At 61.6% G+C, this 25,436-nt stretch carries 21 protein-coding genes and 1 pseudogene; 7 read left to right on the forward strand and 15 right to left on the reverse strand.

The features are described 5' to 3' along the window. Positions 1-5: 5 nt before the first annotated feature. The 8 genes and pseudogenes from ASF04_RS13960 to ASF04_RS13990 all read right to left on the reverse strand — a co-directional run. The gene (locus ASF04_RS13960; RefSeq protein WP_056142650.1) at positions 6-2,078 is read right to left on the reverse strand and encodes a 3-hydroxybutyrate oligomer hydrolase family protein; all 2,073 of its coding nucleotides are present in this window, start codon (positions 2,076-2,078) and stop codon (positions 6-8) included. 137 nt (positions 2,079-2,215) lie between these two features. Continuing rightward, positions 2,216-3,199, reverse strand: a complete 984-nt coding sequence (locus ASF04_RS13965) for a branched-chain amino acid ABC transporter permease (RefSeq protein ID WP_056142653.1) — start codon at positions 3,197-3,199, stop codon at positions 2,216-2,218. Between the two features lie 10 nt (positions 3,200-3,209). Beyond that, positions 3,210-4,094: a branched-chain amino acid ABC transporter permease gene (locus ASF04_RS13970; protein ID WP_056142656.1), complete on the reverse strand. Its 885-nt coding sequence runs from the start codon at positions 4,092-4,094 to the stop codon at positions 3,210-3,212. Positions 4,095-4,201: 107 nt separating this feature from the next. Continuing rightward, positions 4,202-5,398, reverse strand: coding sequence for an ABC transporter substrate-binding protein (locus ASF04_RS13975; RefSeq protein ID WP_056142658.1), 1,197 nt, complete (start codon positions 5,396-5,398; stop codon positions 4,202-4,204). Positions 5,399-5,431: 33 nt separating this feature from the next. Then, the gene (locus ASF04_RS13980) at positions 5,432-6,139 is read right to left on the reverse strand and encodes an ABC transporter ATP-binding protein (protein WP_056142660.1); all 708 of its coding nucleotides are present in this window, start codon (positions 6,137-6,139) and stop codon (positions 5,432-5,434) included. Next, positions 6,139-6,921: an ABC transporter ATP-binding protein gene (locus ASF04_RS13985; RefSeq protein ID WP_056142663.1), complete on the reverse strand. Its 783-nt coding sequence runs from the start codon at positions 6,919-6,921 to the stop codon at positions 6,139-6,141. The genes ASF04_RS13980 and ASF04_RS13985 overlap by 1 nt, the downstream gene beginning before the upstream one ends. Before the next feature lie 167 nt (positions 6,922-7,088). Beyond that, positions 7,089-7,196, reverse strand: coding sequence for a GMC oxidoreductase (locus tag ASF04_RS28770; RefSeq protein WP_082488769.1), 108 nt, complete (start codon positions 7,194-7,196; stop codon positions 7,089-7,091). 29 nt (positions 7,197-7,225) lie between these two features. Beyond that, positions 7,226-7,459 (reverse strand): annotated as a pseudogene (locus tag ASF04_RS13990) (choline dehydrogenase); the annotation flags it as partial. Positions 7,460-7,834: 375 nt separating this feature from the next. On the opposite strand from ASF04_RS13990, the gene ASF04_RS13995 reads away from it, so the two are divergent. Together ASF04_RS13995 and ASF04_RS14000 are read left to right on the forward strand one after the other, a co-directional pair. Further along, positions 7,835-9,796: a diguanylate cyclase domain-containing protein gene (locus ASF04_RS13995; RefSeq protein WP_056142669.1), complete on the forward strand. Its 1,962-nt coding sequence runs from the start codon at positions 7,835-7,837 to the stop codon at positions 9,794-9,796. A gap of 384 nt (positions 9,797-10,180) precedes the next feature. Continuing rightward, positions 10,181-10,867: a 5'-methylthioadenosine/adenosylhomocysteine nucleosidase gene (locus ASF04_RS14000; RefSeq protein WP_056142671.1), complete on the forward strand. Its 687-nt coding sequence runs from the start codon at positions 10,181-10,183 to the stop codon at positions 10,865-10,867. A 48-nt stretch (positions 10,868-10,915) separates the two neighbouring features. On the opposite strand, the gene putA is transcribed toward ASF04_RS14000, so the two are convergent. Beyond that, complete coding sequence (gene putA, locus ASF04_RS14005; RefSeq protein ID WP_056142673.1) at positions 10,916-14,566, reverse strand: trifunctional transcriptional regulator/proline dehydrogenase/L-glutamate gamma-semialdehyde dehydrogenase; 3,651 nt, start codon at positions 14,564-14,566, stop codon at positions 10,916-10,918. A gap of 233 nt (positions 14,567-14,799) precedes the next feature. On the opposite strand from putA, the gene ASF04_RS14010 reads away from it, so the two are divergent. Together ASF04_RS14010 and ASF04_RS14015 are read left to right on the forward strand one after the other, a co-directional pair. Continuing rightward, positions 14,800-15,255, forward strand: a complete 456-nt coding sequence (locus ASF04_RS14010; RefSeq protein ID WP_008443393.1) for an Lrp/AsnC ligand binding domain-containing protein — start codon at positions 14,800-14,802, stop codon at positions 15,253-15,255. Between the two features lie 82 nt (positions 15,256-15,337). Next, entirely contained in the window at positions 15,338-16,900 is a 1,563-nt protein-coding gene (locus ASF04_RS14015; RefSeq protein WP_056142676.1) for a methyl-accepting chemotaxis protein, read from the forward strand. Between the two features lie 32 nt (positions 16,901-16,932). Here ASF04_RS14015 and ASF04_RS14020 read toward each other — a convergent pair whose 3' ends face one another. Then, positions 16,933-17,895: a LysR family transcriptional regulator gene (locus tag ASF04_RS14020; protein ID WP_019924063.1), complete on the reverse strand. Its 963-nt coding sequence runs from the start codon at positions 17,893-17,895 to the stop codon at positions 16,933-16,935. Positions 17,896-18,050: 155 nt separating this feature from the next. Here ASF04_RS14020 and ASF04_RS27530 point away from each other — a divergent pair, with 155 nt between their 5' ends. Further along, complete coding sequence (locus ASF04_RS27530; RefSeq protein WP_156368645.1) at positions 18,051-18,230, forward strand: hypothetical protein; 180 nt, start codon at positions 18,051-18,053, stop codon at positions 18,228-18,230. Here ASF04_RS27530 and ASF04_RS14025 read toward each other — a convergent pair. The 4 genes from ASF04_RS14025 to ASF04_RS14040 form a co-directional block, all read right to left on the reverse strand. Further along, positions 18,227-18,481 (reverse strand): YfhL family 4Fe-4S dicluster ferredoxin, encoded by a 255-nt coding sequence (locus ASF04_RS14025; RefSeq protein WP_026637688.1) that lies wholly within the window; start codon positions 18,479-18,481, stop codon positions 18,227-18,229. The two genes, ASF04_RS27530 and ASF04_RS14025, sit on opposite strands and share 4 nt — an antisense overlap. Positions 18,482-18,496: 15 nt before the next feature. Further along, positions 18,497-18,988 (reverse strand): pantetheine-phosphate adenylyltransferase, encoded by a 492-nt coding sequence (gene coaD, locus ASF04_RS14030; RefSeq protein ID WP_019924066.1) that lies wholly within the window; start codon positions 18,986-18,988, stop codon positions 18,497-18,499. A gap of 99 nt (positions 18,989-19,087) precedes the next feature. Next, complete coding sequence (gene rsmD / locus ASF04_RS14035; RefSeq protein ID WP_056142679.1) at positions 19,088-19,744, reverse strand: 16S rRNA (guanine(966)-N(2))-methyltransferase RsmD; 657 nt, start codon at positions 19,742-19,744, stop codon at positions 19,088-19,090. A gap of 51 nt (positions 19,745-19,795) precedes the next feature. Continuing rightward, positions 19,796-20,683, reverse strand: a complete 888-nt coding sequence (locus ASF04_RS14040) for a DUF6279 family lipoprotein (RefSeq protein WP_307140537.1) — start codon at positions 20,681-20,683, stop codon at positions 19,796-19,798. Between the two features lie 26 nt (positions 20,684-20,709). Here ASF04_RS14040 and glmU point away from each other — a divergent pair, with 26 nt between their 5' ends. Both glmU and ASF04_RS14050 read left to right on the forward strand, forming a co-directional pair. Continuing rightward, positions 20,710-22,074, forward strand: a complete 1,365-nt coding sequence (glmU, locus tag ASF04_RS14045; protein ID WP_056142688.1) for a bifunctional UDP-N-acetylglucosamine diphosphorylase/glucosamine-1-phosphate N-acetyltransferase GlmU — start codon at positions 20,710-20,712, stop codon at positions 22,072-22,074. A 534-nt stretch (positions 22,075-22,608) separates the two neighbouring features. After that, positions 22,609-24,834 carry a TonB-dependent siderophore receptor gene (locus ASF04_RS14050; protein ID WP_082488770.1) on the forward strand — a complete coding sequence of 742 codons (2,226 nt, stop codon included), beginning with the start codon at positions 22,609-22,611 and terminating at the stop codon, positions 24,832-24,834. A gap of 139 nt (positions 24,835-24,973) precedes the next feature. Here ASF04_RS14050 and ASF04_RS14055 read toward each other — a convergent pair whose 3' ends face one another. Next, positions 24,974-25,426 carry an Lrp/AsnC family transcriptional regulator gene (locus tag ASF04_RS14055; protein ID WP_056142695.1) on the reverse strand — a complete coding sequence of 151 codons (453 nt, stop codon included), beginning with the start codon at positions 25,424-25,426 and terminating at the stop codon, positions 24,974-24,976. Positions 25,427-25,436: the final 10 nt, after the last annotated feature.

Raw genomic sequence — 25,436 nt, forward strand, 5'->3', positions numbered from 1 at the left:
CAAGCTTATTGCGGCACGTCCACCGTCGTGCCGCTGACAGTGATCGCGTTGGCTGGCGCCGGGGCGGCTGCAATCGGCGGCAGGTTCGCGTCCGTCAACGGTACCGTATTATCCGGCCGCGTGGTCGTGCGCACCACTTGCGATGGCGGCAATGCGGCATTGCTGCGCAAGTGCGCCATCATCGCGTCAAGTGCACGGAACAGGTACACGTTCAGCGGGATCACGTACTGCGGCAGCGCATTGGTCAGCACATCGAAGTGGTTGCCATTGGTGACCTCGATGTAACGCAGTTTGCTTGAGGAACCTTCCGCTGCCGCATTCAGCCCCAGGTATGCACGCGACGTAAAGTTCACCACCATCAGCGTGTCGCTGCGACCGTGGACGATGATCGCCGGTTTGCCGTTCAGCTTGCCATTTGCAACCACCTCGGCCGCCCCATCGCGCACCCGCTTGCTTTGCGCTGCCAGCGCGCCGGTCAGCGCGTTGCCATTGACAGGATCGATGCCGGTGGCCAGCGCCCGCAGGCACAGGAAGCCGTCAAGCGACTGGTCGGCCAGGTTGGTGCTGGGCGACACACCTGCCGCATACGACCGGGCGCCGCCGACCGAATCCTCGTAGATCGGAGTGCCGATGATGCCGTTCTGGGTAGCAAAGCTGGCGGCCCTTTGCGCGGCCGTGAACGTGGTGGGCAAGCCCGCCGCATCGACCGGGCCGAAGGTAAAGCCGCACACTTTGTCGGTGGGCGCGAAGCGGCCATAGGCAAACGTATAGGTGACAGCCACCAGCACGTTAATCGGCGAATAAGTTGACTGCAAGGGATCGGATTCCGCCAGCCAGCCATAGGCACGCAGCCGCGCCCTGGCGTCAAGCTGCTGCGCCGCCAGGTCGGCTCCTGCCAGCAATCCCTTCGCCACAAGCGCCGTGCAGCGGCCGGACGTCGCTGCCGTGGCGGCAATGCACGGCTGGTACAGCGCTGCATACGTCGAGTAATCAATCAGCAGCTTGCCCTGCCCCGTCACCGGCGTGCCGTTCTGGCGCACCGAGTAGCTGGTGTTGTCCCTGGGCTGGATCTGCGGCTCGCTTACCGCCAGGCCGGTGATCAGGCCCTTGCGGTCCTGCTCGGCTGCCAGCAGCGCGGCAGCGCCGCCGTTGGAAACGCTGGAGCCGATGGTGATGGTGTTGCGCGGCGTAAAGCGCACGCGGTGGCCCTTGCCGTCCTTGCCCACTTCGCCATACTTTTCGTTGAGCGCGTAGTACGCGAACTCCACCGATTGCAGCACGTGTGTGCCCCAGTCCTTTTCCGGGTTTTGCTGCGAATGCGCATGCTTCGAGGCGATGCGGCCCGGGTACGCGGCAGCAAACGCGGCACGCTCGGCGTCCGTAATAGTCGGAGAGAAATTGGCGTTGTTGCCGGCCGTCGTACGTGGTGCACGCACGCCGGTGCGCAAGTTCACGCTGTCGTCGTCGAATGTGTACAGGCCGGTGCCGGTACCCTTGTCGGTATAAGCCACCGCGCACTTGTGCTTGAGGCCCCACTCACCCGCCGTGGCAATCGCCCCGTACACGCCGCGCGAGCCGCTCGAAGCGCCGGTGATGATGCACGGGTTGCTGACATCGAAGCTGTCCGGTATCTGCACCATGACCGTCACGTTCTGCTTGCCACTGGCGTTGTCGGCGTAGGCGATGTACTCGGTACCGGCGATCTTGCCCTCGCCGGTGGTGGGTACGCCGTTGACATCGACATTGGGACCGTACAGGCGGCCATAGCCGGAGTTGGGATTGACGTCGGCAATCGCCCGGTAATTGAAATAGATGGCGTTACGACGCAGCTCGGCCGGCGTGGGATTGAGTGGATCGGCATAGCCGGGAACCGGCGCGGCGGTAGTCAGTCCGGAAGCGCCGAGGCCGCCGGTCAGCAAATCATCCGATACGCCATCGTAGGTGGTGACGCTGATGTCGCGCAGGTAGCGCGGTGCTTCGTTCGGTTCGCCGTGGTGGCCATGGTGCGATCCGCAGGCGCTCAACGCCAGGGTGGCAATAGCGGCCGTAACGGCGGAGACAAGTGTCGTGGTTTTCATGCTCATCCTCCAGAGTGGTAAATGATGGACGGAAAAAGTCCCTCCAGACTGCTGCCAGAAATTTACCCTGTCCAAATGGAAAACGCCGGGCAGATCGCCCGGCGCATGTGCTGCGTCATACTTCGTTTAGAAAAGTCTCAGGCCGGCCTGGCGACCGGCTTTTTGCGGCTCCAGGCCAGGAACTCGCCGATGATGCCGCGCCGGAATGCCAGCACGCAAATGATGAAGATCAGTCCCACCACCATGTTGACCGCCTCGCCAATGGTGGTGAACCACTCGATGCCGCTGACCGACGACAGGTAAATGCCCCAGTCGCCCAGTTTATTCTCAAGCATGATGATGATCACCGCGCCGAGGATGGGACCGGCCAGCGTGCCCATGCCGCCAACCAGGGTCATCAGCACCACCAGGCCGGACATGGTCCAGTGGACGTCGGTCAGGGTTTCGAAGCCCTGCACCAGTACCTTGAGGCCGCCGGCCAGGCCGGCCAGCGCGGCCGACAGCACAAACGCCAGCAGCTTGTACTTGTCCACGTCGTAACCGAGCGAGATCGCGCGCGGCTCGTTTTCCTTGATCGCCATCAGCACCTGGCCGAACGGCGAGTGGACCGTGCGCACGATCAGCGCGAACGCGCCGACCGCCAGCGCCAGCACGAAGAAGTACAGCAGCAGGTCGTTGCCGAGGTCGATCATGCCCAGCACGCTGCCACGTGGAACACCCTGCAAACCATCTTCGCCACCGGTGAAGCCGCCGGCGCGCAGCGCGACAAAGAACACCATCTGCGCCAGCGCCAAGGTGATCATGGAAAAATAAATGCCCTGGCGGCGGATCGCCAGCCCGCCCATCACCAGGCCCAGGCCGGCGCCGCTGAGCAGTCCCATGAGCAGGCTGAGCTCGACCGGCCAGCCCCATACCTTGAGGGCGTTGCCCACCACGTAGCCGGCGCCGCCAAAGAAGGCCGCGTGGCCGAACGACAGCAAACCGGTAAAGCCGATCAGCAAGTTGAAGGCGCAAGCGAACAGCGCAAAGCACAGCAGCTTGGCCAGGAACACGGGGTAGCCGATAAAGGGCGCCGCCAGCGCGACCGCCAGAGCCAGGGAATAACCAAGTGTCTTGTTCATGAAGAGCCTCTTATTTTTCTTTACCAAACAAACCGGCAGGACGCAGCAGCAGCACCACGATCATCACCAGGAATACCACCGTCGAGGAAAACTCCGGGTACAGCACCTTGGTCAGGCCCTCGATTACGCCAAGCCCGAGGCCGGTCAGGATCGAGCCCATGATCGAGCCCATGCCACCGATCACCACAACAGCGAACACGACGATAATCAGGTTCTGGCCCATCAGCGGCTGGACCTGGATGATCGGCGCCGCCAGCACCCCGGCAAAGCCCGCCAAAGCAACGCCGAAGCCGTAGGTGAGCGTAACCATCAACGGCACGTTGACGCCGAACGCTTCCACCAGCTTGGGATTTTCGGTACCGGCGCGCAGGTATGAACCCAGCTTGGTTTTTTCGATCACGTACCACGTGGCCAGGCACACCACCACGGAGGCGACCACCACCCAGGCGCGGTAGTGCGGCATGACCATGAAGCCAAGGTCGGTGGCGCCGGCCAGCGCATCGGGCGTCTGGAACGGCTGGCCCGACACGCCGTAAAACGAGCGGAACACGCCTTCGACCAGCAAGGTGATGCCGAACGTAAGCAGCAGCCCGTACAGGTGGTCGAGTTTATACAGCCAGCGCAGCATGGTTTTCTCCACGAGCACGCCGAACGCGCCGACGGTCAACGGCGCAAGCACCAACATCCACCAGTAGCTGAGGCCGAAATACGTCATGCCCATCCAGGCCACGAACGCGCCCATCATGTACAGGGCGCCATGGGAAAAGTTAATCACGTTGAGCAGGCCAAAAATCACTGCCAGGCCCAGCGACAACATCGCGTAGAAAGAACCGTTGACGAGTCCCAGCATTAGCTGGCTCAACCACACGGTCAAGGGACGGCCGAATATTTCCATGAGATCACTAACAAAAAAGTCGCCTGTTTGAGGTGCGTTGCGCCAGGCGGGGTCGGGAGGGCAAGGAACCGGGACAAGCCGAATGGCCGCCCCGGGCAGGCATCACATCATTTCCACAAGCTGCACTTGGTTTCCGCCTTGGTGGCGTAAGCCTGGTCGCCGGGGATGGTGGCCACCACCTTGTAGTAATCCCACGGATATTTCGATTCCGATGGCTTTTTCACTTCCATCAAATACATATCGTGGACCATGCGTCCGTCCGGACGGATCACGCCATTCTTGGCAAACATGTCGTTGACCTTGTTGGCCTTGAGCCAGGCCATGACCTTGTCGGCATCGTCGGTACCGGTAGCCTTGACGGCTTTCAGGTACTGGGCGGCGGCGGAATAATCGGCCGCCTGCAGCATCGATGGCTCTTTTTTCATCTTGGCAAAATAGCGCTTGGACCAGGCGCGGGTGTCGTCGTTCTGGTCCCAGTACCAGCCGTCGGTCAGGTACATGCCCTGCGTGAGGTTGAGCCCGAGCGAGTGGATATCGTTGATGAAAATGAGCAGCCCGGCCAGTTTCATTTTCTTGGTGATGCCAAACTCGTTGGCGGCCTTGATGGCGTTGATGGCGTCGCCGCCGGCATTGGCCAGGCCGAGAATTTGCGCGTCCGACGATTGCGCCTGCAGCAGAAACGATGAAAAATCCGATGCCGACAGCGGGTGCTTCACTGCCCCCAGCACCTTGCCGCCGGCCGATTTCACCACGTCGGCCGTGTCCTTTTCCAGCGACTGGCCGAACGCGTAATCGGCGGTGAGGAAGTACCAGTTCTTGCCACCCTGCTTGACGATGGCGCCGCCGGTGCCGCGTGCCAGCGCGATGGTGTCGTAGGCATAGTGCACGGTGTACGGCGTGCACTCCTCGTTGGTGAGCCGGGCCGAACCGGCGCCGATCGAAATAAATACTTTTTTCTTTTCCGCAGCGACCTTGGCCATGGCCAGGCTGGCGCCGGAATTGGTGCCGCCGATCAGCATGTCCACCCCCTGCTGGTCGAACCATTCGCGCGCCTTGGACGCGGCAATGTCGGCCTTGTTTTGATGGTCGGCGGAGATGAATTCCACCTTCTTGCCGGCGATGGCGCCACCGGCATCGGCGATGGCCATCTTGATTGCTTCGGCGCCGCCGGCACCGTCGATATCGGTGTACAGGCCGGACATGTCGGTGATCATGCCGATCTTGATGGTGTCGCCTGAGATTTGCGCCTGCGCGCCATACGACAGGCACAGCGCGCAGGCGCTGACGAGTACTTTGCGTTTCATGGTGTCTCCCGAGGAATATTCGAATGAAAACCGCTACACGCCGAGAAGCTCCGTCAACACTGGCATCTTGGCGCTGAGTTCGGATGCAACAAAGGTCTCGACGATCTGACCGTGTTCCATCACATAGAACCGGTCCGCCAGGGGCGCGGCAAACCGGAAATTCTGTTCTACCATGACGATGGTGTAACCGCTGGCCTTGAGGGTTTTGATCATGCGCGCCAGGCCTTGCACGATCACGGGCGCCAGCCCTTCAGAGATTTCATCGAGCAGCAGCAGGCGCGCGCCGGTGCGCAGGATACGCGCGACAGCCAGCATTTGCTGCTCGCCACCGGACAGCCGGGTGCCCTGGCTGTGCTTGCGCTCCTCGAGGTTGGGGAACATGGCGTAGATATCGGCCACCGGCATTCCCTGCTTGCCGCCGGCCAGTTGCGGTGGCAGCAGCAGGTTTTCCTCGGTGGACAGCGAGGCGAAAATGCCGCGCTCTTCGGGACAATAGCCAACGCCGAGGTGGGCGATCTGGTGCGTGGGCAGGCCGATCGCCTCGGCACCGTTGACCTTGATCGAACCCTTGCGGGCGCCGGTCAGGCCCATGATGGCGCGCAAGGTGGTGGTGCGGCCGGCGCCGTTACGACCGAGCAAAGTGACCACCTCGCCCGGTTGCACGCGCAAGTTGACGTTGTGCAGGATGTGCGATTCGCCGTACCAGGTTTGCAGGTTGCAGATGTCGAGCGCGGCGGTCATCAGTGCGCTCCTTCGAGTTCGCCGACTTCGGTGCCTGCTTCGGTTCCCATATAGGCTTCCATCACCTGCGGGTTGCGCGACACTTCGGCATACGTGCCTTCGGCCAGCATGGCGCCGCGCTGCAATACCGAGATGCGGTCGCAGATGCCGGCCACCACTTTCATATTGTGTTCGACCATCAGGATGGTGCGCCCTGCCGAGACTTTTTTGATCAGTTCGGTAACCCGGTGCACGTCTTCATGGCCCATGCCCTGGGTGGGTTCGTCGAGCAGCATCAGCGCCGGTTCCATTGCCAGGGTGGTGGCGATTTCGAGCGCGCGCTTGCGCCCGTAAGGCATATCGACCGTGACGGTGTCGGCGAAACCGGCCAGGTCAACTTCGGCCAGCAAGGCCATGGCGCGATCGTTGAGGACGGCGAGCTTGCGTTCGCTTTGCCAGAAATGGAAGCTGGTGCCCAGCTGGCGCTGCAAGCCGATGCGTACATTTTGCAGCACCGTCAGGTGCGGAAACACGGCGGAAATCTGGAACGAGCGGATCACGCCGAGCCGCGCGATGTGCGCCGGTTTGGCTGCCGTGATGTCCTTGTCGTTGAACAGGATGCGGCCGGACGTGGGCACCAAAAACTTGGTGAGCAAATTAAAACAGGTGGTTTTGCCCGCGCCGTTGGGGCCGATGAGGGCATGGATATGACCGCGCTGAACGCGAAGATTGACGTCGCTAACGGCGGTAAATCCGCGGAACTCCTTGGTCAAATGCTGTGTTTCCAAAATAAAGCCTGACATCCTGTCTCCTTGTTTTTATATGCAAGGTACCGCCTTTTTTTCAGATCATACACAGTAACAAATTGACCAACAATACGGTATAAATACGAGCATTGTTTGATCCAGATCTAGTCAGACACCCTTATTCTGATTGGGTTTCTTGATGAGCTCGGCTGCTTTTTCCGCAATCATGATGGTGGGAGAATTGGTGTGCCGGCGGTGATCAGCGGCATGATGGAGGCGTCGGCGATGCGCAAGTTTTGCACGCCGATTACGCGCAATTGGCTGCCCACCACGGCATCCGGATCGTCGCGACAACCCTTGGGCTACGTCCGCCCAGGCCGGCTTCGCTTTCGGTGCGGTACATCCAGTCGGTGCGCGGATTGTCGATGCAGTGCAAATAGCCGACCGGGACGTGGATCCAGAAATAATCGTCGCGTCCGCCCGCTCCGATCAGCAGCACTTGTTTGGTGGAATCCGCACTGAGGCGGTTGGCGAGGACGCAACCGGCCGAGCCGGCGCCGATGATGATGTGGTCGTAATCACCTGCTGATTCCAAGCTGCGGCTCCCCGGTCACGCCCCTGAAAAGAGGTGTTTACCCATGTGGATAACCTTATGGATATCCACAGGTGCGGAATGTGCGTAAACGAATTTTTTTTGGGGACACCATTTTTTATCCAAAAACAGTGCCTGTCCACATACACAGTTTACGCGCCCGGTTCTACAGCGCGTAAACGCCTGATTCTAATCCAAAATAGCGACTTATCCACAGAAAAGTGTCCACGTAAACAACTACTACTATTCTTTATATACATCTTTTAGAGTAAACCACAGCTCGCGCCCACGCGAACATCGCGCCAGCACAGGCTTTCCCCTATACTCGGCATGTGCAAGACAACGCCTCACAACCGTGTCGGAGACCGATTGTCATCCATGCCTACCCAACCGCGATCGCCTGCCTACCTGCGCTTTCGCCGTCGCTTGCTCACTGGCCTGTTTCTGGCGGCAACGCTGGCCGTCACGGTCGTCATCACCCAGGTTCGCACCTCCTACGTTGAACGCGAACGGGCATTGCAAAGCCAGACCGATCACTACGTGAAAGCGATGGAAGCCTACGTGGCCAACTCGCTGCAGTCGGTGGACCTGGCCATGATCGGTTTTGCCAATGCCATCAAGGTGCTGCCCAGCACGCAAAATCCTTCACGCGCTGCCATTTCCGACTTGTTATCGGCACGCGCGGCCAATTTCAATGTCGATTACTGGCTCACTTTTCTCGACACCCGGGGCAATGTCGTTGCCACGTCGCTCGATATCGATGTTACCGGCCAGAATTACGCGGAACGCGACTACTTCAAGATCCATCTCGACAACGCCAACGGCAACCGGCCGTATATCGGCGCACCGGTACGTGGCAAATACACGGGTAAAAAACTGTTTTTCGTCAGCCGCCGGGTGGAGAACGCCAAGGGCGAGTTCATCGGCGTGCTGCTGGCGCCGCTCAATGTCGAGCGCTACGCCTCGGTGTTCGACAATTCGCGGTTTACCGCCGATATTTCGATCACCCTGTTCTACCGCGATGGCAAGATCATCGCCCGCGCGCCCCTGTTCGAACAATCGTTCGGACGCGACTTGTCCAACAGCGAGTTGTTCAGGCATCTACGCAACGGCAACACCGGCACCTACAAGGCGGTTGGCATCATTGACGGCTTGCATCGCACCTACAGTTACCGGGTTTTCGATCAATTTCCGCTGGTAATGCTGGTGGGCAGCAGCGATGCCGAGGCGGCGCGCCAGAAAAACCGCAGCTACCTGGTGGCTGGCGCTGGACTGGTTTGCCTGTTATTGCTGATGACGGCCGGCGGCATGTATTCGCTGCGCACTTATGCGCGCCAGGAAGAACGCGAGTTGCGCATCCGCGCGTTGCTGGGCGAGAGCCGCGACATGGAGCAAAAGCTGCGCGCCAACGAGGAATCGATGAAATTGTCGGCGTTGCTGTTCCACAATATCGGCGAAGCGATGATGGTGACCGATGCCGCAGGCCGCATCCTGACCGTCAATCCCGCTTTTTCCCTGCTCAGCGGCTACGTGGAACACGAAGTGATCGGCCGCCGCAGCTACGAATTGACCGCCGGGCGCGAAGGTGTCGAGTTTTTTGCGCGCATGACCAAAACCATCCGCGAGACGGGCCAGTGGGACGGTGAAGTGTGGCACCGCCACAAGGATGGTACCGAGTACCTGGCGGAAATCCGGTTCGACACCGTCCACGACGATTTCGGCCACCCGTTCCGCTACGTCGCGCTGCTCAGCGACGTGACGGAAAAGAAGGCATCGGAAGAACGGATCTGGCGCCAAGCCAACTTCGACACGCTGACCGGGTTACCGAATCGGCGCATGTTCCACGAACGGTTGCGCCAGGAAATGAAGAAATCGGACCGTGCCAAGTTGCCGATGGCGATATTGTTCGTCGATCTCGACCGCTTCAAGGAGGTCAACGACACCATGGGCCACGACAAGGGCGACCTGCTGCTCAAACAAGTGGCAGAACGGTTGACTGCCTCGATGCGCGGCACCGACGTGGTGGCGAGGCTCGGTGGCGACGAATTCATCGCCCTGCTTGGCGAGCTGCGCAACCCGGCCGACGTCACCCGCACCGCCAGGGAAATCCTCAAACAGATGAGCACACCGTTCGACCTGGACGGCGACGGCGTCCATATCGCTGAGATTTCAAGCAGCATCGGCATCGCTTTGTACCCGCAAGACGGCAAGGATGTCGAAACACTCATGAAAAACGCCGATCAAGCCATGTATGGGGCCAAGGAAAGCGGCAGAAATCGCTTCCAGCACTATGCTTCTGTGGATAACGTTCTGGATATCCACAAGGATCGATGTGAGTAAGCGCTTGATGAAGCAAGGGCCGTAATTTTATGCAGAAATTGTTCTGCAACTGGTACAGCGCTTATGCGCCTGCTTGTAAAAGTTGTAAACAGCTGATTCGTAAACGTATACAGAACTTATCCACAGCTTTGACCGCGTTTACTACTACTATTATTTTATATAAATTCTTTGTAAACAAGTAAACAGCAACAGCCACGGCAAAACCCGAAAACCACCCGAAACAGCCCGAAAACACCGACAACCACAAGCCTGTTCGCAGTCCAAGTCCCGTTCTAAACGCAAGAAACGCCTTAAAATCGACCGTTTTGAACGCTGCGCTGTGGACAAGGACGTTGCTGTCCACATGCAAAACGTCGTCATTCATCCAAAAACAAGGGAAAAGACATGCGTCTTGGCATCATCAGTGCGTTGGCAGAAGAACAGCAGGGGCTGCTGGAAGCCCTTCAGAGCCCCGCCATGCGCGTTCACGGCATGCGTGAGTACACGACAGGGAAACTGTGGGAAATCGACGCTGTGTGCGTTCTGTCGCGAATTGGCAAGGTTGCCGCTGCCATGACAGCCGCAATCCTTGTGGAAAAGTTCGGTGTTACCCACATCGTCTTCACCGGCGTTGCCGGCAGCAGTGATCCGCACGTCAATGTCGGCGATATCGTAGTGGCCGACAGCCTGGTCCAGCACGATATGGATGCGTCACCGCTGTTTCCCCGGTTCGAGGTGCCATTGACCGGCCTGTCGCGCTTTGCCACCGACCTGGCGTTGACTGAACGGCTGGCAACGGCTGCCGCCAAAACCACGCGCGTGCACCGTGGTTTGATTGCCAGCGGCGACCAGTTCATCGGCCGCCTGGAACAGCTCGTAGCATTAAAAACCGCCCTGCCCGGCTTGCTGGCGGTGGAAATGGAAGGCGCGGCCGTGGCGCAAGTGTGCTTCGAGCTGGGCATACCGTTCGCGGTGATCCGCACCATTTCCGATAATGCCAATGACGATGCGGCGGTCGATTTCCTGCATTTCATCGAAACCGTGGCGTCGCGCTATGCGTTCGAGGTGATCGAGAACTTCTGCAAGGCATAAAAAAAGGCCGGCAATCGCCGGCCCAAAGGGTCTACAACAGGTTCTTGACTATACCGACAGCGTCATCAGGCTGGCATTGCCGCCCGCTGCTGTCGTATTCACGCACAGGGCCCGCTCAGCAAGCAAACGCCACAGGGGGATGGCATCCTCCGCGTTAGTGTCGATCAGGCTTGCCAGGGCCCCTTCCCGGGCCGCCAAACGCGGGTGCAGGCTGGCGGCCAGCTGCGATTCCACCAACGCCACCTGGAACGGGCCGTCCACGCCGTCGCCAGCGCGGCCGATGCAGTCTTTCACGGCCGCCGGCAAGTCGGTCGGCAGCAGGCTGGCGGCTTCGTTCGCGACCAGCGCCGTGTTACCAGTGGCCAGCACCGCCGCCAGCTGGTTCAGCAGTGCCGGCTGGGTCCCGGCTGCGCACAGCACGGCGCCGCGCGGCAGCAGCGCCAGGGTGTTGCGTTCGCCGGTAGGGCCCGGCAGCGTGGTGAGGTTGCCCAGCATGCTGGTGCGGCCGTATTGCTCAATCAGCGCGGCCAGGCGCTGCTGGCCGTGCAGGTTGGCCCAGGCGGTCAGCGCATCGAGTGCCGGGGCCGGCTGGCGCTGGTGGGCGCTGGCGGCTGTGGCATTGCGTTGCAGGCGTTTCAGGTACAGCGGGCCGCCGGCCTTGGGACCGGTGCCCGATTTGCCCTCGCCGCCGAACGGCTGCACGCCGACCACGGCGCCGACGATGTTGCGGTTCACGTAAATATTGCCGACGTGGGCGTTGGCCGTGATGAAGTCGATGGTTTCATCGATGCGCGAATGCACGCCCAGGGTCAGGCCGAAGCCGGATGCGTTGATCTGCTCGACCAGCTTGGGCAGGTCGGCACGGCGGTAGCGGATCACGTGCAGCACCGGGCCAAATACTTCGTGCGTGAGTTCGGCCAGCGAGCGGATTTCCAGCACCGTCGGCGGCACGAAGGTGCCGGCCGTGATCACGTGCGACGGCAGATCGAGCGAGAAGTAGTTGACCGCCGTGCCTTTCAGTTTATTGATGTGCGCCAGCAGGTTGGCTTGCGCCTCGGCATCGATCACCGGGCCGATATCGGTCACCAGGCGGTCCGGGCTGCCGACGTTGAGTTCCTGCATCGCGCCCTTGAGCATGTGGATGGTCTTGTCGGCGATATCTTCCTGCAGGAACAGCACGCGCAGCGCCGAGCAGCGCTGGCCGGCGCTGTCGAATGCCGACGAGATCGCATCCTGCACCACCTGCTCGGGCAAGGCCGACGAATCGACGATCATGGCGTTCTGGCCGCCGGTCTCGGCGATCAGCGGGATGTCGCAGTGTTCGAGCGCCGCACGCTTGGCCAGGGTGCGGTTGATCAGCTGCGCCACTTCGGTCGAACCGGTGAAGATCACACCTTTTACGCGCGCGTCCGCTGTCAGTGCGGCGCCTACCACTTCGCCCCGGCCCGGTAAAAATTGCAGCGCGGCGCGCGGGATGCCCGCTTCGTGCAGCAGCTCCACCGCGCGGAACGCGATCAGCGGGGTTTGCTCGGCCGGCTTGGCCAGCACCACGTTGCCGGCGGCCAGGGACGCTGCCACCTGGCCGGTGAAAATCGCCAGCGGGAAGTTCCACGGGCTGATGCAGGTGACGGGACCGAGCGCCAGCGGATTGGTGGCGCCCGCCACTTCGGCAGCGTAGTAGCGCAGGAAATCGACCGCTTCGCGCAGTTCGGCAATCGCGTTGGGCAGCGATTTACCGGCTTCGCGGATGGCCAGGGTCATCAGTTCCATGGCGTTGGCTTCGAACAGGTCGGCAGCGCGCTCGAGGGCGGCGGCGCGCACGGCCGGTTCGGTGGTTTGCCAGTCCATGGCATAGTGATTGGCGGCGATCAGCGCCGATTCCACGTCGGCGGCAGTTGCTTCCACCAGCTGGCCCACCACGTCGGCGCGCTGGGCCGGGTTGGTGATCTGCTGGATCGGCTGGCCGGCCGAGACGCCGCCAGCGAGCAGCGGCAGCGCGTGCCAGCTACGCGGCGTTGCCAGTGCGGCAGCAATCGCGCGCAGCACGTCTTCGTTGGCCAGGTCGAAACCGGCGGAGTTCTTGCGCTCGCTGCCGAACATGGCCAGCGGCAGTGCGATGGCCGGGTGCGGTGCGCCGCCCTGCTCGCGCGCCTGCGCCACCGGGTCCTTGATCAGCGACTCGACGGGAATCGCTTCATCGACGATCTGGCTCACGAACGACGAGTTGGCGCCGTTTTCCAGCAGGCGGCGCACCAGGTAGGCCAGCAAGGTTTCGTGGGTGCCCACCGGGGCGTAGATGCGGCACGGCTTGTCGAGGTTGTCCTTGCCAACCACCTGGTCGTACAGCGACTCGCCCATGCCGTGCAGGCACTGGAATTCGTAGTCGGTCACGCCGTCGCGCTTGGCCCAGGTGTAGATCGTGGCCAGGGTTTGCGCGTTGTGGGTGGCGAACTGCGGGTAGATGACATTGGTGGCGGCCAGCAGGCGCTGGGCGCACGCCAGGTACGAGACGTCGGTGTACACCTTGCGCGTGTACACCGGGTAGCCGGGCATGCCATCGACCTGGGCGCGCTTGATTTCCGCATCCCAGTACGCGCCTTTGACCAGCCGCACCATGAACTTGCGGCCGCTGCGGTGGGCCAGGTCCACCAGGTAGTCGATCACGAACGGGCAGCGTTTTTGATACGCCTGCACGACAAAGCCGATGCCGTCAAAGCCGGCCAGCGCCGGATCGTGGGCCAGCGCTTCCATCAGGTCCAGCGATAGCTCGAGGCGATCGGCCTCTTCCGCATCGATATTGAGGCCGATGTCGTATTGCTTGGCCAGCAGTACCAGCGCACGCACGCGCGGCAGCAGTTCGGCCATCACGCGCGCGCGCTGGGCGCGGCTGTAGCGCGGGTGCAATGCCGACAGTTTCACGGAGATGCCGGGGCCGTTACGGATGCCGCGGCCGTTCGAGGCCTTGCCAATCGCGTGGATCGCGGTTTCGTACGAGGCATAGTAATTTTTGGCGTCCGCTTCGGTCAGCGCCGCCTCGCCCAGCATGTCGTACGAGTAGCGGTAGCCGCGCGCCTCGTTGGCCTGGCCGTTCTTGATCGCCTCGCCGATGGTCTGGCCGGTAACGAACTGGTTGCCCAGCATGCGCATGGCCAGGTCCACGCCTTTGCGGATCAACGGCTCGCCACCTTTCGATATCAGCTTGGTCAGGGCCGAGCCGAGGCCGGTTTCGCTGTTGGTGGAGACCAGCTTGCCGGTGATCAGCAAGCCCCAGGTGGCGGCGTTGACGAACAGCGATGGCGACTCGCCAAGGTGCTTGCGCCAGTCGCCCTTGCTGATTTTGTCGGCAATCAGGCGGTCGGCGGTGGCGTTGTCGGGAATACGCAACAGTGCTTCGGCCAGGCACATCAGCGCTACACCCTCTTCCGACGACAGCGAAAACTCGTGCATCAGCGCATCGACACCGGAGGCACGGGTACGCTGCTGGCGCACCGCGCTGACCAGTTTATGGGCCAGCTGGCGCGCCTGTTCGACACTGGCGCGGTCGTGGTTGGCGACCTGGCCGAGCAGCCACTGCACGGCGGTGATTTCATCGCGGCGGTAGGCTGCCGTCACTGCGGCGCGCAGCGGGATCGGGTCGCGCAGGATCTCCGCCTGGAGCGCTGCAAAAGGGGTGAAAACGGTGGGGTCTGCTGCGTGCATGAAAGTACTTTCAAGTTTGAATGAAGGCAGTCCACTTACAAAAACACGCGCTGCAAGCGGGTAGCTTGAGCGCGTGAAGATGGGTGATTCTGGGTCACGAATCGGTGAACTGCTGATGATTCGATTGTAAAGTGTATTCTTTCGGATTAATTCTGGTATTACAGGGGACTAGCAATAGATTGTTTTTAGTGCGACAATTTAACCAAATAATATTTATTTGGGAGTTCCCTGAAATGTTAGACAAGATCAGCAAGAAGATATTGATGGAGTTGCAGAGCGATGGCCGCATCAGCAACGTGGAGCTGGCTGCCCGGGTGAACCTGTCGCCGGCCGCTTGCCTGGAGCGCGTGCGCAAGCTGCACGAGTCGGGCTACATCATGGGCTATACGGCGCAACTCAATCCGCAGTTGCTCGACGTGTCCCTGCTCGTCTTCATCGAAGTGGTGCTTGACCGCACCACGCCCGAAGTCTTCGACGCCTTCAAGCACAGCGTGCAGGTAATCCCCGAAGTGCTCGAATGCCACATGGTTGCCGGCGGCTTCGACTACCTGGTCAAAGCGCGCGTCAAGGACATGGCCGCCTACCGCGAGTTCCTCGGAAAGACCCTGCTGCAAAAAGGCGTGCGCGAAACACACACCTATGCGGTCATGGAAGAAGTCAAGAATACCACCAAGTTGCCCATAAAATAGTACTAGCAATAAATTAAATCCGGACGCTGCCAGCGTTCAGCGCTGGCAGCGCGCCCGGTGACAAGAACAACGCGGGGGAGACATGAGTCATTTGCAACACAAGTTGGTGCAGCGTGGATTGTGGATACTGGGTGCGACGGCGGGCGGCACGGCTCTCGCGTATTTGTTCAAGCTGGCTGCTGGCGATACGCCAGCGTTGGTTTACACGGCTGCGCCTGCCGCGTTGGCGGGCGCAGCCATTGCCTGGTTTGCCGCGCGCCGCGACAGCGACGACGGCGGCGTGCGCCAGTTCGCCCACACCGTGGGCGAGGAAATCGACGCCATCATGATCGGCGCGGCGGAAACCTCGTATTTCGTCGATTCGGTGAAAAAGAAGATCGAGCTCGACGTGGGCACCGCCGGCGGCATCGCCCACAGCTCGGCGCAAAATGCCGCCACCACCGAGCGCATCGCCGCCAATGCCGAACGCGCCGCAAAAATCGCTACCCAGGTGCGCGGCGAAACCGTCACCGGCCGCGCCGAGGCCGATACCGGCCTGCAACGGATCCGCACCGCGCGTCACGACGCCCAGGCGGCAGCAGCCGTCATGACGGACCTGCAAACCAACTCCCGCAAAATCTACGGTTTTACCGAGGCGATCAGCGAAATCTCCGCCCGCACCAACCTGCTGGCACTGAATGCCGCCATCGAGGCCGCGCGTGCCGGCGAACAGGGCCGCGGCTTTGCCGTGGTGGCCAGCGAGGTACGCCAGCTGGCGCTGCGCACCAAGGAAGCCACCGACGAGATCAGCATCATGGTGCGCGAGATCAATCAGCAAGCCGAACGCGCCGCCACCGGCATGAACGCGCTGGCCACCAAGGTCAGCGAGGCGGCCGGCAACGTGGAAACCGTGCACGGGCTGCTGGGCAATATCGAACGCTCATCGGGCGTGTCGGAAACGGAAATCGGTGAAATCGCCCGGTCGTCGCGCGAACACGTGGCCATCGCCGACGAGATCGCTGCCGCAATTGCCAGCATCCGCGACAGCCTGCTCTCGACCGAGAAAGAATTGCCGCGTGCGGCCAGCTCGGCCATGGCCCTGGCCGAACGCGCCGAACTGATCACCGGCGCGCTGGGCGAGTCGGCCATCGAAACCTCGCACGACGCCATCCGCACCGCCGCGCAAACCGCTGCCCACGAGGTGGGCAAGATCTTCGAGGCGGCCATCAAGTCGGGCAAGATCACGCGCGAGGCGCTGTTCGACCGCACCTATACGGCCATTCCCGATACCGACCCGCCCAAGCACAAGACCCGCTTCGACGATTTTACCGACCAGGTATTGCCGGCCTTGCAGGAAGCGTTGCTGGCGGCCATGCCGCAGCTGGCCTACGCGGGCGCGGTCGATAACAATGGCTATTTTCCGACCCACAACAGGAAATTCTCGCAGCCGCTGACGGGGAATTACGACGTCGATATCGTCAACAACCGCACCAAGCGCATCTTCAGCGACCGCACCGGCAAGCGCTGCGGCTCGAACACAAAACCATTTTTATTGCAGACGTATAAGCGCGATACGGGGGAAGTGATGCACGACCTGTCGGCGCCGATTTACGTCGATGGCAAGCATTGGGGTGGCTTCAGGATCGGCTACCGGTCGAGCGTATAAAAAAATGGACCGCAGTTGCGGTCCGATTTTTTTTAAGCAGCGTCTTTCTTGGCAGCGGTGGCAGCTCTTGCCGCCCCCTGGTTCATGCCTTCCAGGTGCAACCTCAGCCATTTGTGCGCGGGGCTGCGCGCATCGCGTTCGTGCCACAGCATGTCGAGGTGGACCGCCGGCAGCTGGAACGGCAACTCTTTCCAGATCAGCGCATCGGTCATGCCGGTGGACGCGATCAGGTGGCGTGGCAACACGGTAATCAGGTCCGAGTTGGCCACCACGCGGCCGGCCGTGAAGAACTGGTTGACGGTCAGCAAAATACGGCGTTCGCGCTGCAACTGCGCCAGCGCTTCATCGACCAGGCCGTGGGCGCGGCCCGAGAAACTGACCAGCAGGTGATTGGCCTTGCAGTAGTTGTCGAGGTTGAGCTCGACCTTGGCCAGCGGATGCTCGCGCCGCATCACGCACACGTACTGACCCGAATACAGGCGCTCGTGGCGGATCGGCGAGCCGGTTTCGTACGACAACTGCGCCGCCACGCCGGGGAAGAAGCCGACCGCCAGGTCGATATCGCCGCGCAGCAGCATCGGCCGGGGTTCGCGCGTGGTCAGCGGCATCATGCGCACGTTGACACCGGGCGCTTCGCGTTCGATCGAACGCATCAGCGACGGCAGCCACATGGCGGCGGTAGCGTCGGCCATGGCCAGGCGGAAGGTTGCGTGGGCGGCGGACACATCGAAGGTCTCGGGCGCCACGGCCGCTTCCAGGCTGGCCAGCGCGCTGCGCACGGACGGCCACAGCGCTTCGGCGCGCGGCGTGGGTTTCACGCCGTAGGCGGTGCGGATCAAGAGCTCGTCGCCGAGGCTTTCGCGCAGGCGCTTGATGGCGTTCGATACCGCAGGTTGGGTCATGGCCAGGTGGCCGGCCGCGCGTGTCAGATTTTGCTCTGTCATCACGGCGTCAAAGACGCGTAACAAATTCAAGTCCAGCGTCAGAAAGCTCATGTTGGCTCGGATATAGGAGGTGGAAGGGGGAGATGGTGTGCAGCCATCATACGCCAATCCATTCACCAATCGCATAATTGTTATCGGAGAACTAAATTGGCAGCTTATGTTGCGCTGCACTATATTGAGCCTGATTCTAAATGTCTGGCCCCATCATGTCCACTCTCATCGCAGTTCTGCAAGGCTTGTCGCTGATCGCCGTTATCCAGCTGGCGCTGGGGATGGGTGTGTTTGCGCTGCTGGCGCTGCTGTTCAAACCGCTGCTGACGGGCTGCGTGCGCGCTGTCGCGCTGGCCGTCAAACTGCATTTCGCGCCGAAGCGCGCCGAACTTTAAGCTTTCGGCGCCTGCAGCGCTTCAAACTTCGCCCGCAACTGCTCTTCCGTCTCGCGCCACTCGGGGTTGAACGGAATGCAGCTGACCGGGCACACCTGCTGGCACTGGGGCTCGTTGAAGTGGCCCACGCACTCGGTGCATTTGTCGGGATTGATTTCGTAAATTTCCGGACCCATGTAGATCGCGTCGTTCGGGCACTCGGGCTCGCACACGTCGCAATTGATACAGTCGTCGGTAATCATTAAGGCCATGACAGAACTTCTTTCTTAGTCGGTCTTGGTGGCGGCAATTTTCTTTTGCAGCCAGCGGTCAACCGAGGGGAACACAAACTTGGAGACGTCGCCGCCGAGCACCGCGATCTCGCGCACGATGGTGCCGGAGATAAACTGGTACTGGTCGGACGGCGTCAGGAACAGGGTTTCGACGTCGGGCAGCAGGTAGCGGTTCATGCCCGCCATCTGGAATTCGTATTCGAAATCGGACACGGCGCGCAGGCCGCGCACGATCACGCGGGCGTCGTGCGCGCGTACAAAATCTTTCAACAGGCCGGAAAAACTCTCGACCTTGACGTTGGGGTAATGCCCCAGCACTTCGTTGGCAATGGCCAGGCGTTCGTCCAGTGAAAAGAACGGTTTCTTGTTCTTGCTGTCCGCCACGCCAACCACCAGCGTATCGAACAGACCCGAGGCGCGGCGCACCAGATCTTCGTGGCCACGGGTCAGCGGATCGAACGTTCCCGGATAAACAGCTACTACCATTGTGTCTCCCTGCACTGCACCATTATAGAACGTGCATTATGCCCCAAAACCGCGAGTGCCTTAAAATTTAGCAGTCACTACAGGGCAACTTCGGGTCAACTACGCCACAGCCGACTTGGCTTGCAGCAGGTGGTAAAACACCATGCCCGCCTTGTCGGCGCGGATCACTTCCCAGCCGGCCATCCAGTCCGGCATGTCGCCGTCGGGCCAGGCCAGTGCCGCGCCCGATTCCGCATACACCAGGCCGCCCTCCTTGAGCAGGCGCACGCACAGCGGCAGGTTGCGCTCGAGGAATTCCTGCTGGTATGGCGGGTCGAGGAAGATCAGGTCGTATTTCTGGCCACGCGCGGCTGCCGCTTGCGCCACCACCAGCGCGTCACCGCGCAGGATCTGCACATTGTCCGCCTTCAGTTTGGCCTTGATGTCTTCGAGCTGGCGCACGACTGGCGTGGCCATGTCCACCATGGTGACCGATTGCGCGCCACGGCTGGCCGCTTCAAAGCCGAGCGCGCCGCTGCCGGCATACAGGTCGAGCACCTGGGCGTCGGCCCAGTTGGCGTCGCGCTGGTGGTTGATCCAGTTAAAGACGGTTTCGCGCACGCGGTCTGGGGTGGGGCGCAAGCCTTGTGCGGCCAGGACTGGCAGCGGGGTGCGTTTCCACAGCCCGCCGATGATGCGCACCTGGTTGCTGTGCTGGGGACCGTGGACCGGGACTTTGGCCGGTTTGGCGGCAGATTTGGCGGGCTTTTTTGGCATGTGGCGCTGTTCTAAGTCATTGATTCAACAGGCCACACTATATCATGCAGCCTATTTGGCCAGGCTCTGGAAGTCGCCGATCCAGCCCTGCATGCGCTGCTGGGCGTGGGCTTTTTGCTGCGGCGTGGCAATGCGGATCGCGGTCAGGATCAGCTCGGCCGTGCCTTTTTCGGAGGCGTCAAAGAAGGCCTTGTGCTCGGAATTGTCGAGGCGGTTGAAGCTGTCTTTGACCAATGTATCGATCAGGGCCATCGTGGCTTCCTTGCTCAGCTTGTCCTTCTGCACCTTGCGCACCAGGGTGAGGATGGCGCCCTGGCGGCGCTGGCGTTCGGCCAGCCACAGTTCGTTGTCGAGCGGACGGGCGTCCGATGCCTTGCGCAGTTGCACTTCCTGCTCGGTCGTGAACTTGCCGAACCACAGCTCGAACTGCTCCATCGATTTTTTGTAGCTGAATTTCTGCTGGGCTTCGCGGTCGCCCTTCATGTTCTTCTTGCGGAAATCATCGAGGTTGGACGCGAATTTCTTCTCCAGCTTGTCGACCTGGTCCGGTTGCAGCGAACGCGCCAGCTCGGCCAGCTCCGGCTTGGCTTGCAGCAGCAGGCGCTGGGTGCGCTTCTTGATTTCATCGAAGTCGCCCAGCAGGTCGGCCGTGGTGGGGTTGCCCGCCAGCTGGCGCTGGCCCGTTTGCAGGATCTGGATATAGTCCTCGAGCTGGGTCTTGCGGTGCCACTGGAACAGCTTGTCGATATCCTTCTTGACCCAGTCCTTCTGGTCCGAGTTCAGATCGACGTAGCCGTCGAGCCACCAGTACAGCAAGGTGTCGCCATTGTTGTAGGCCAGGCGCAGCGAACTGCACGCGGCCAGCAGGCCGATGAGGGTGATCAGGAAAAGGCGGCGCAGCGTCTGGCTGGCGCTGGAGGGCATGTTAGACTTTTGCATTAACTTACTCTCTCTAAGTGATACTTATGAACGTTGTGATCCTGGCTGCCGGTATGGGCAAGCGCATGCAGTCGGCCTTGCCGAAAGTTTTGCATCCCCTGGCGGGAAAACCGCTACTGGCCCACGTGCTCGATACGGCACGCAGCCTGGCTACGAATAGAGTATGCGTGATTTACGGACATGGCGGCGCAGCCGTGCTTGAGCTCCTCGGCAAGCAGCCGCAACCGGTCGCCACTGCCCAACAGGAACAGCAGCTGGGCACCGGTCATGCCGTCATGCAGGCCTTGCCCGAGCTCGACGACAACGCCCCTACCCTGATCCTGTACGGCGACGTGCCGCTGACCACCGCTGCCTCGCTGCAGGCGCTGATCGACGCTGCCGGCACCGACAAGCTGGGTATCCTGACCGTGGTGCAGGACGACCCGACCGGCCTGGGCCGCATCGTGCGCGAGAACGGCCAGATTACCCGCATCGTCGAGCAAAAAGACGCCAACGAAGCTGAACGCGCGATCAAGGAAATCAACAGCGGCATCCTGGTGGTGCCGACCGTGCAACTGAAAAAATGGCTGGGCCAGCTGAAAAACGAGAACGCCCAGGGTGAGTACTACCTGACCGACATCGTCGCCATGGCCGTGGCCGATGGCGTGCCGGTGGTGTCGGCCCAGCCGTCGGCGCAGTGGGAAGTGGCGGGCGTAAACAGCAAGGTGCAACTGGCCGAACTCGAACGCATTCACCAGCGCAATATCGCTCACCGTTTGCTGGAACAGGGCGTCACCTTGCTCGACCCGCAGCGCATCGACGTGCGTGGCGAACTGGTGTGCGGGCGCGATGTGACCATCGACGTCGGCTGCGTGTTCGAGGGCAAGGTGGAACTTGGCGATGGTGTGCACATCGGCGCCCATAGCGTGATCGTCAACAGCCGCATCCTGGCCGGCGCCAAGATCAAGCCGTTCTGCCATATCGAGGAAGCGGTGGTCGGCGAAGTCTCGCTCATCGGGCCGTACGCGCGCCTGCGCCCGGGCACGGTGCTGGCCGAAGACGTCCACGTCGGCAACTTCGTGGAAATCAAGAACGGCCAGGTGGCCGCGCACAGCAAGGCCAATCACCTGGCCTATATCGGCGACGCCACCATCGGTTCGCGCGTCAACATCGGCGCTGGCGTGATTACCTGCAACTACGACGGCGCCAACAAGTTCCGCACCGTGATCGAGGACGACGCATTCGTCGGCAGCGACAGCCAGCTGATTGCTCCCGTTACCGTGGGCCAGGGGGCCACCATCGGCGCCGGTACGACACTCACCAAGAATGCTCCGGCCGGCAAGCTGACCGTCTCACGCGCGCGCCAGGTCACCATCGAGAACTGGACCCGTCCGGTAAAAATCAAGAAGTAACTCGTCCCGCGCGCCTGGATCCAGGCGCGCTTCTTTCCTGTGGATAAAGCTGTGAGCAGCTGGTGTGCAAGCAGTGCATAGCCAGTGGATATCTGCACACTTGTCTTCCCTGCGGCACAAGCGGTATTCGTCGTGCCGACTCCCACTCCGGATTTTGAGTGACTTCCGGTATTTGTGCATAACCCTGTGCGCAACCACTTGAGTAACTGTTGGATAAGCGCGGGACAACCGGGAATAACTGGCTTCCCTGGTTTTTTGCCTGAAAACGAGGTGTGTACAACTTTGTGGAAAAGCCCGGTACAGGCCGTGCATAAGCACTGGATAACTGTCAAAAATTGTTGTTTCACAATGATATCGATGTTAGAATAAGAATCATTCTCATCTAATATCACATTACTCCGCCGGTACTCCTGCCGGCTATCCAGCAAGCCCCCTTCCCGTTCGCGGAAGCCGCCAGCTATCCCTAGCAACCCAACGCCAGGCTCCGCCCGAGCCAGGCCCGCGCACGCCTGTGCCCAACCGCAAGGAAGTTTTATGCAAGCAGCTTTACGCCCCGCCTCTTTCCGCCCCACCGCGCTCCACCTGGCAGTCCTGATGGTCATGACCGCAGCAGCGCAACCGTCGCTGGCCCAGTCCGGCGATAAAACCGCCGATCCCGTGCAACTGAACCAGGTCACTGTCAAGAGCGACACGCTCGGCAGCGTGACCGACGGCTCCGGTTCCTACACCACCGGCGCCATGCGCACGGCCACACGCATGGAGATGTCGATCCGCGATACGCCGCAGTCTGTCAGCGTGGTCACGCGCGAGATGATCGACGACCTGGGCGCGGTGCGCCTCGACGAAGTGCTGACCCAGACGCCGGGCGTGACGGTCGGCCAGCAAGACAGCGAACGCACGAGCTTTTATGCGCGTGGCTTTTCCATCACCAATATCCAGGTCGATGGCATGACCATGGGCGGCAATGCGCCGCTGCAGGACACCATCCTTTACGACCGCATCGAGGTGGTGCGCGGCGCCAGCGGCCTGATGGGCGGCACCGGCGACCCGTCGGCCACCATCAACCTGGTGCGCAAGCGCCCGGGCCGCACGCTGCAAGCCAGTGCCAGGGCGGTACTGGGACGCTGGGACGATCGCCGAGCTGAAGTCGATGTGAGCGCACCGCTGAGCGCCGACGGCAGCGTGCGCGGCCGCACCGCCATGGCCTACCAGGATCGCGATTCGTATTACGACATGTACCACGAGCGCAAGACCGTCGGCATGGCCATCGTCGAAGCGGACCTGGGCGCTGCGACCTTGCTGACCGCCGGCGTCACCTTCCAGCACAACAATCCCACCGGCGCCACCTGGGGCGCCGTGCCCTACTGGAATGCCGATGGCAGCCTGGCCCGGCTGCCGCGCAATTTTTCGCTGTCCACGCCGTGGAGCACCTGGCGCAACCGCGAACACAGCGCCTTTACTTCGCTCGAACACCGCTTCGGCAACGGCTGGAAAGTGCACCTCGGCTATACCCGCACCGACAGCCGCAACAACACCACCGTCGCTTACGGCGGCGCCGGCTACCCCGATCCGGCCACCGGCACCGGCATGCGCCTGTGGACCGGCGTGTGGGGTGAAGGCAAAAACATCGACGACAACCTCGACCTGTACGCCACCGGCCCGTTCAGCCTGCTCGGCCGGCGCCACGTGCTGATCGCCGGCTGGAACGGTTCGCGGTCGGTCAGCCACAGCCAGGGCGGCGAGGCTGCGATTGCGTATCAGCCCCAGATTCCCGACTACCGCACCTGGACCGGTAACATCCCCATGCCCACCTTTACGCCGGACGGCTCGCACACTGAAACCGAGGTGCGCCAGGGCGGCGCCTACCTGGCCGGACGCTTCAATGTGGCCGATCCGCTCACGCTGGTGCTGGGCGGCCGCCTGAGCAACTACCGCACCGAGGAAGGCGCCTGGGATACCTCGGACCGGCTGATCGGCTACGACAACCTGCGCAAGACGAAAAATGAGTTCACGCCGTACGTGGGTGCGGTGCTCGACCTGAGCGACGATATCTCGGCCTACGCCAGCTATACGTCGCTGTTCAGTCCGCAGTCGGCCCGGGACCGCAACAACGCCCTGCTCGACCCCGAGACCGGCACCAATAGCGAGCTGGGCGTCAAAGGCGAATTCTTCGACAAGCGCCTCAATGCATCGGCTGCCGTGTTCCGCACGCTCAAGAAGAACCTGGCGGTACTGGACCCGACCGTGCCGCCCGGCTTCAAGCTCCCCAACGGTAACAGCGCCTATGTCGCCAATGGCGACGGCATCACTGCCCGGGGCATCGAATTCGAGGTGGCGGGCCAGGTCAACCGGTCCTGGAACGTCAGCGCCGGCTACACCTTCCTGCGCGTCAAGGATGTCGATGGCGAGCGGGCCGAGCCCAACCAGCCGCGCCACCTGCTGCGCCTGTCCACGGCGTACCGGCTTGACGATGTATTGAAAGGGTTGAAGGTGGGCGGCGGCGTGACCGCCCAAAGCGGCACCTACGGCGTGACCTGGTACGGCCAGCCGGGCACCGGCGACCGCAATGCACGCATCAGCCAGGGCGGCTACGCGCTCATCAACGCCATGGCGTCGTACGAGATCAACCGCCAGCTGGGCGTGCAGCTGAATGTCTCCAACCTGGCGGACCGCAAGTATTACCGCAACGTGGGCTTTTACGACAGCGTGTTCTGGGGCGAACCGCGCAATGTGCGGCTCGCGCTCACCGCGAGGTTCTGAAACCGCCTGTGGATAACCCTGTGGGCAAGCCTGTCAACAAGCTGGTGAGAACCACCGGGATAACTGCATGGATAAGCCGGTGCACAACCGCTGGAAAAGCCTGGTAAAACCTCTGTATAAACGGTGTGAAAGCTGTGGATTACACCGCCACCCGGGTCTCGAACTTGCTGCGGAACGTGGAGAAATACGCCTTCACGTTGCGCACATTGGCGTGCGCGGCAAACAGGCGGTGTGCCAGCGCGTGGTATGCCGGCATGTCGCCAACCTGCACGATCAGCACGAAGTCCGGGCCCGGCGCCACCCGGTAGCATTGCAGCACCGCCGGTTCGGTTGCCACCAGCGCCTCGAACTCGGCCATGCGCTCGGCCGCCTGCACATCAAGCGAAATTTCCACGATCACCGTCAGGCTGGGGCCGATCTTTGCAGGATCGACCAGCGCCACCCGACGCGTGATGACGCCGGTATCGGTCAGGTGCTTGACGCGCCGCAAACAGGTGGGAGCAGAGACGTGAACGGCCTGCGCCAGCTCACTATTGGTCTGCGCTGCATCAAGCTGCAAGGCAGTCAAAATGCGGCGATCGATGTCATCCATAAAATTATTG

This window comes from Duganella sp. Leaf61 (assembly GCF_001421905.1).
GTDB lineage: Bacteria > Pseudomonadota > Gammaproteobacteria > Burkholderiales > Burkholderiaceae_D > Rugamonas > Rugamonas zoogloeoides.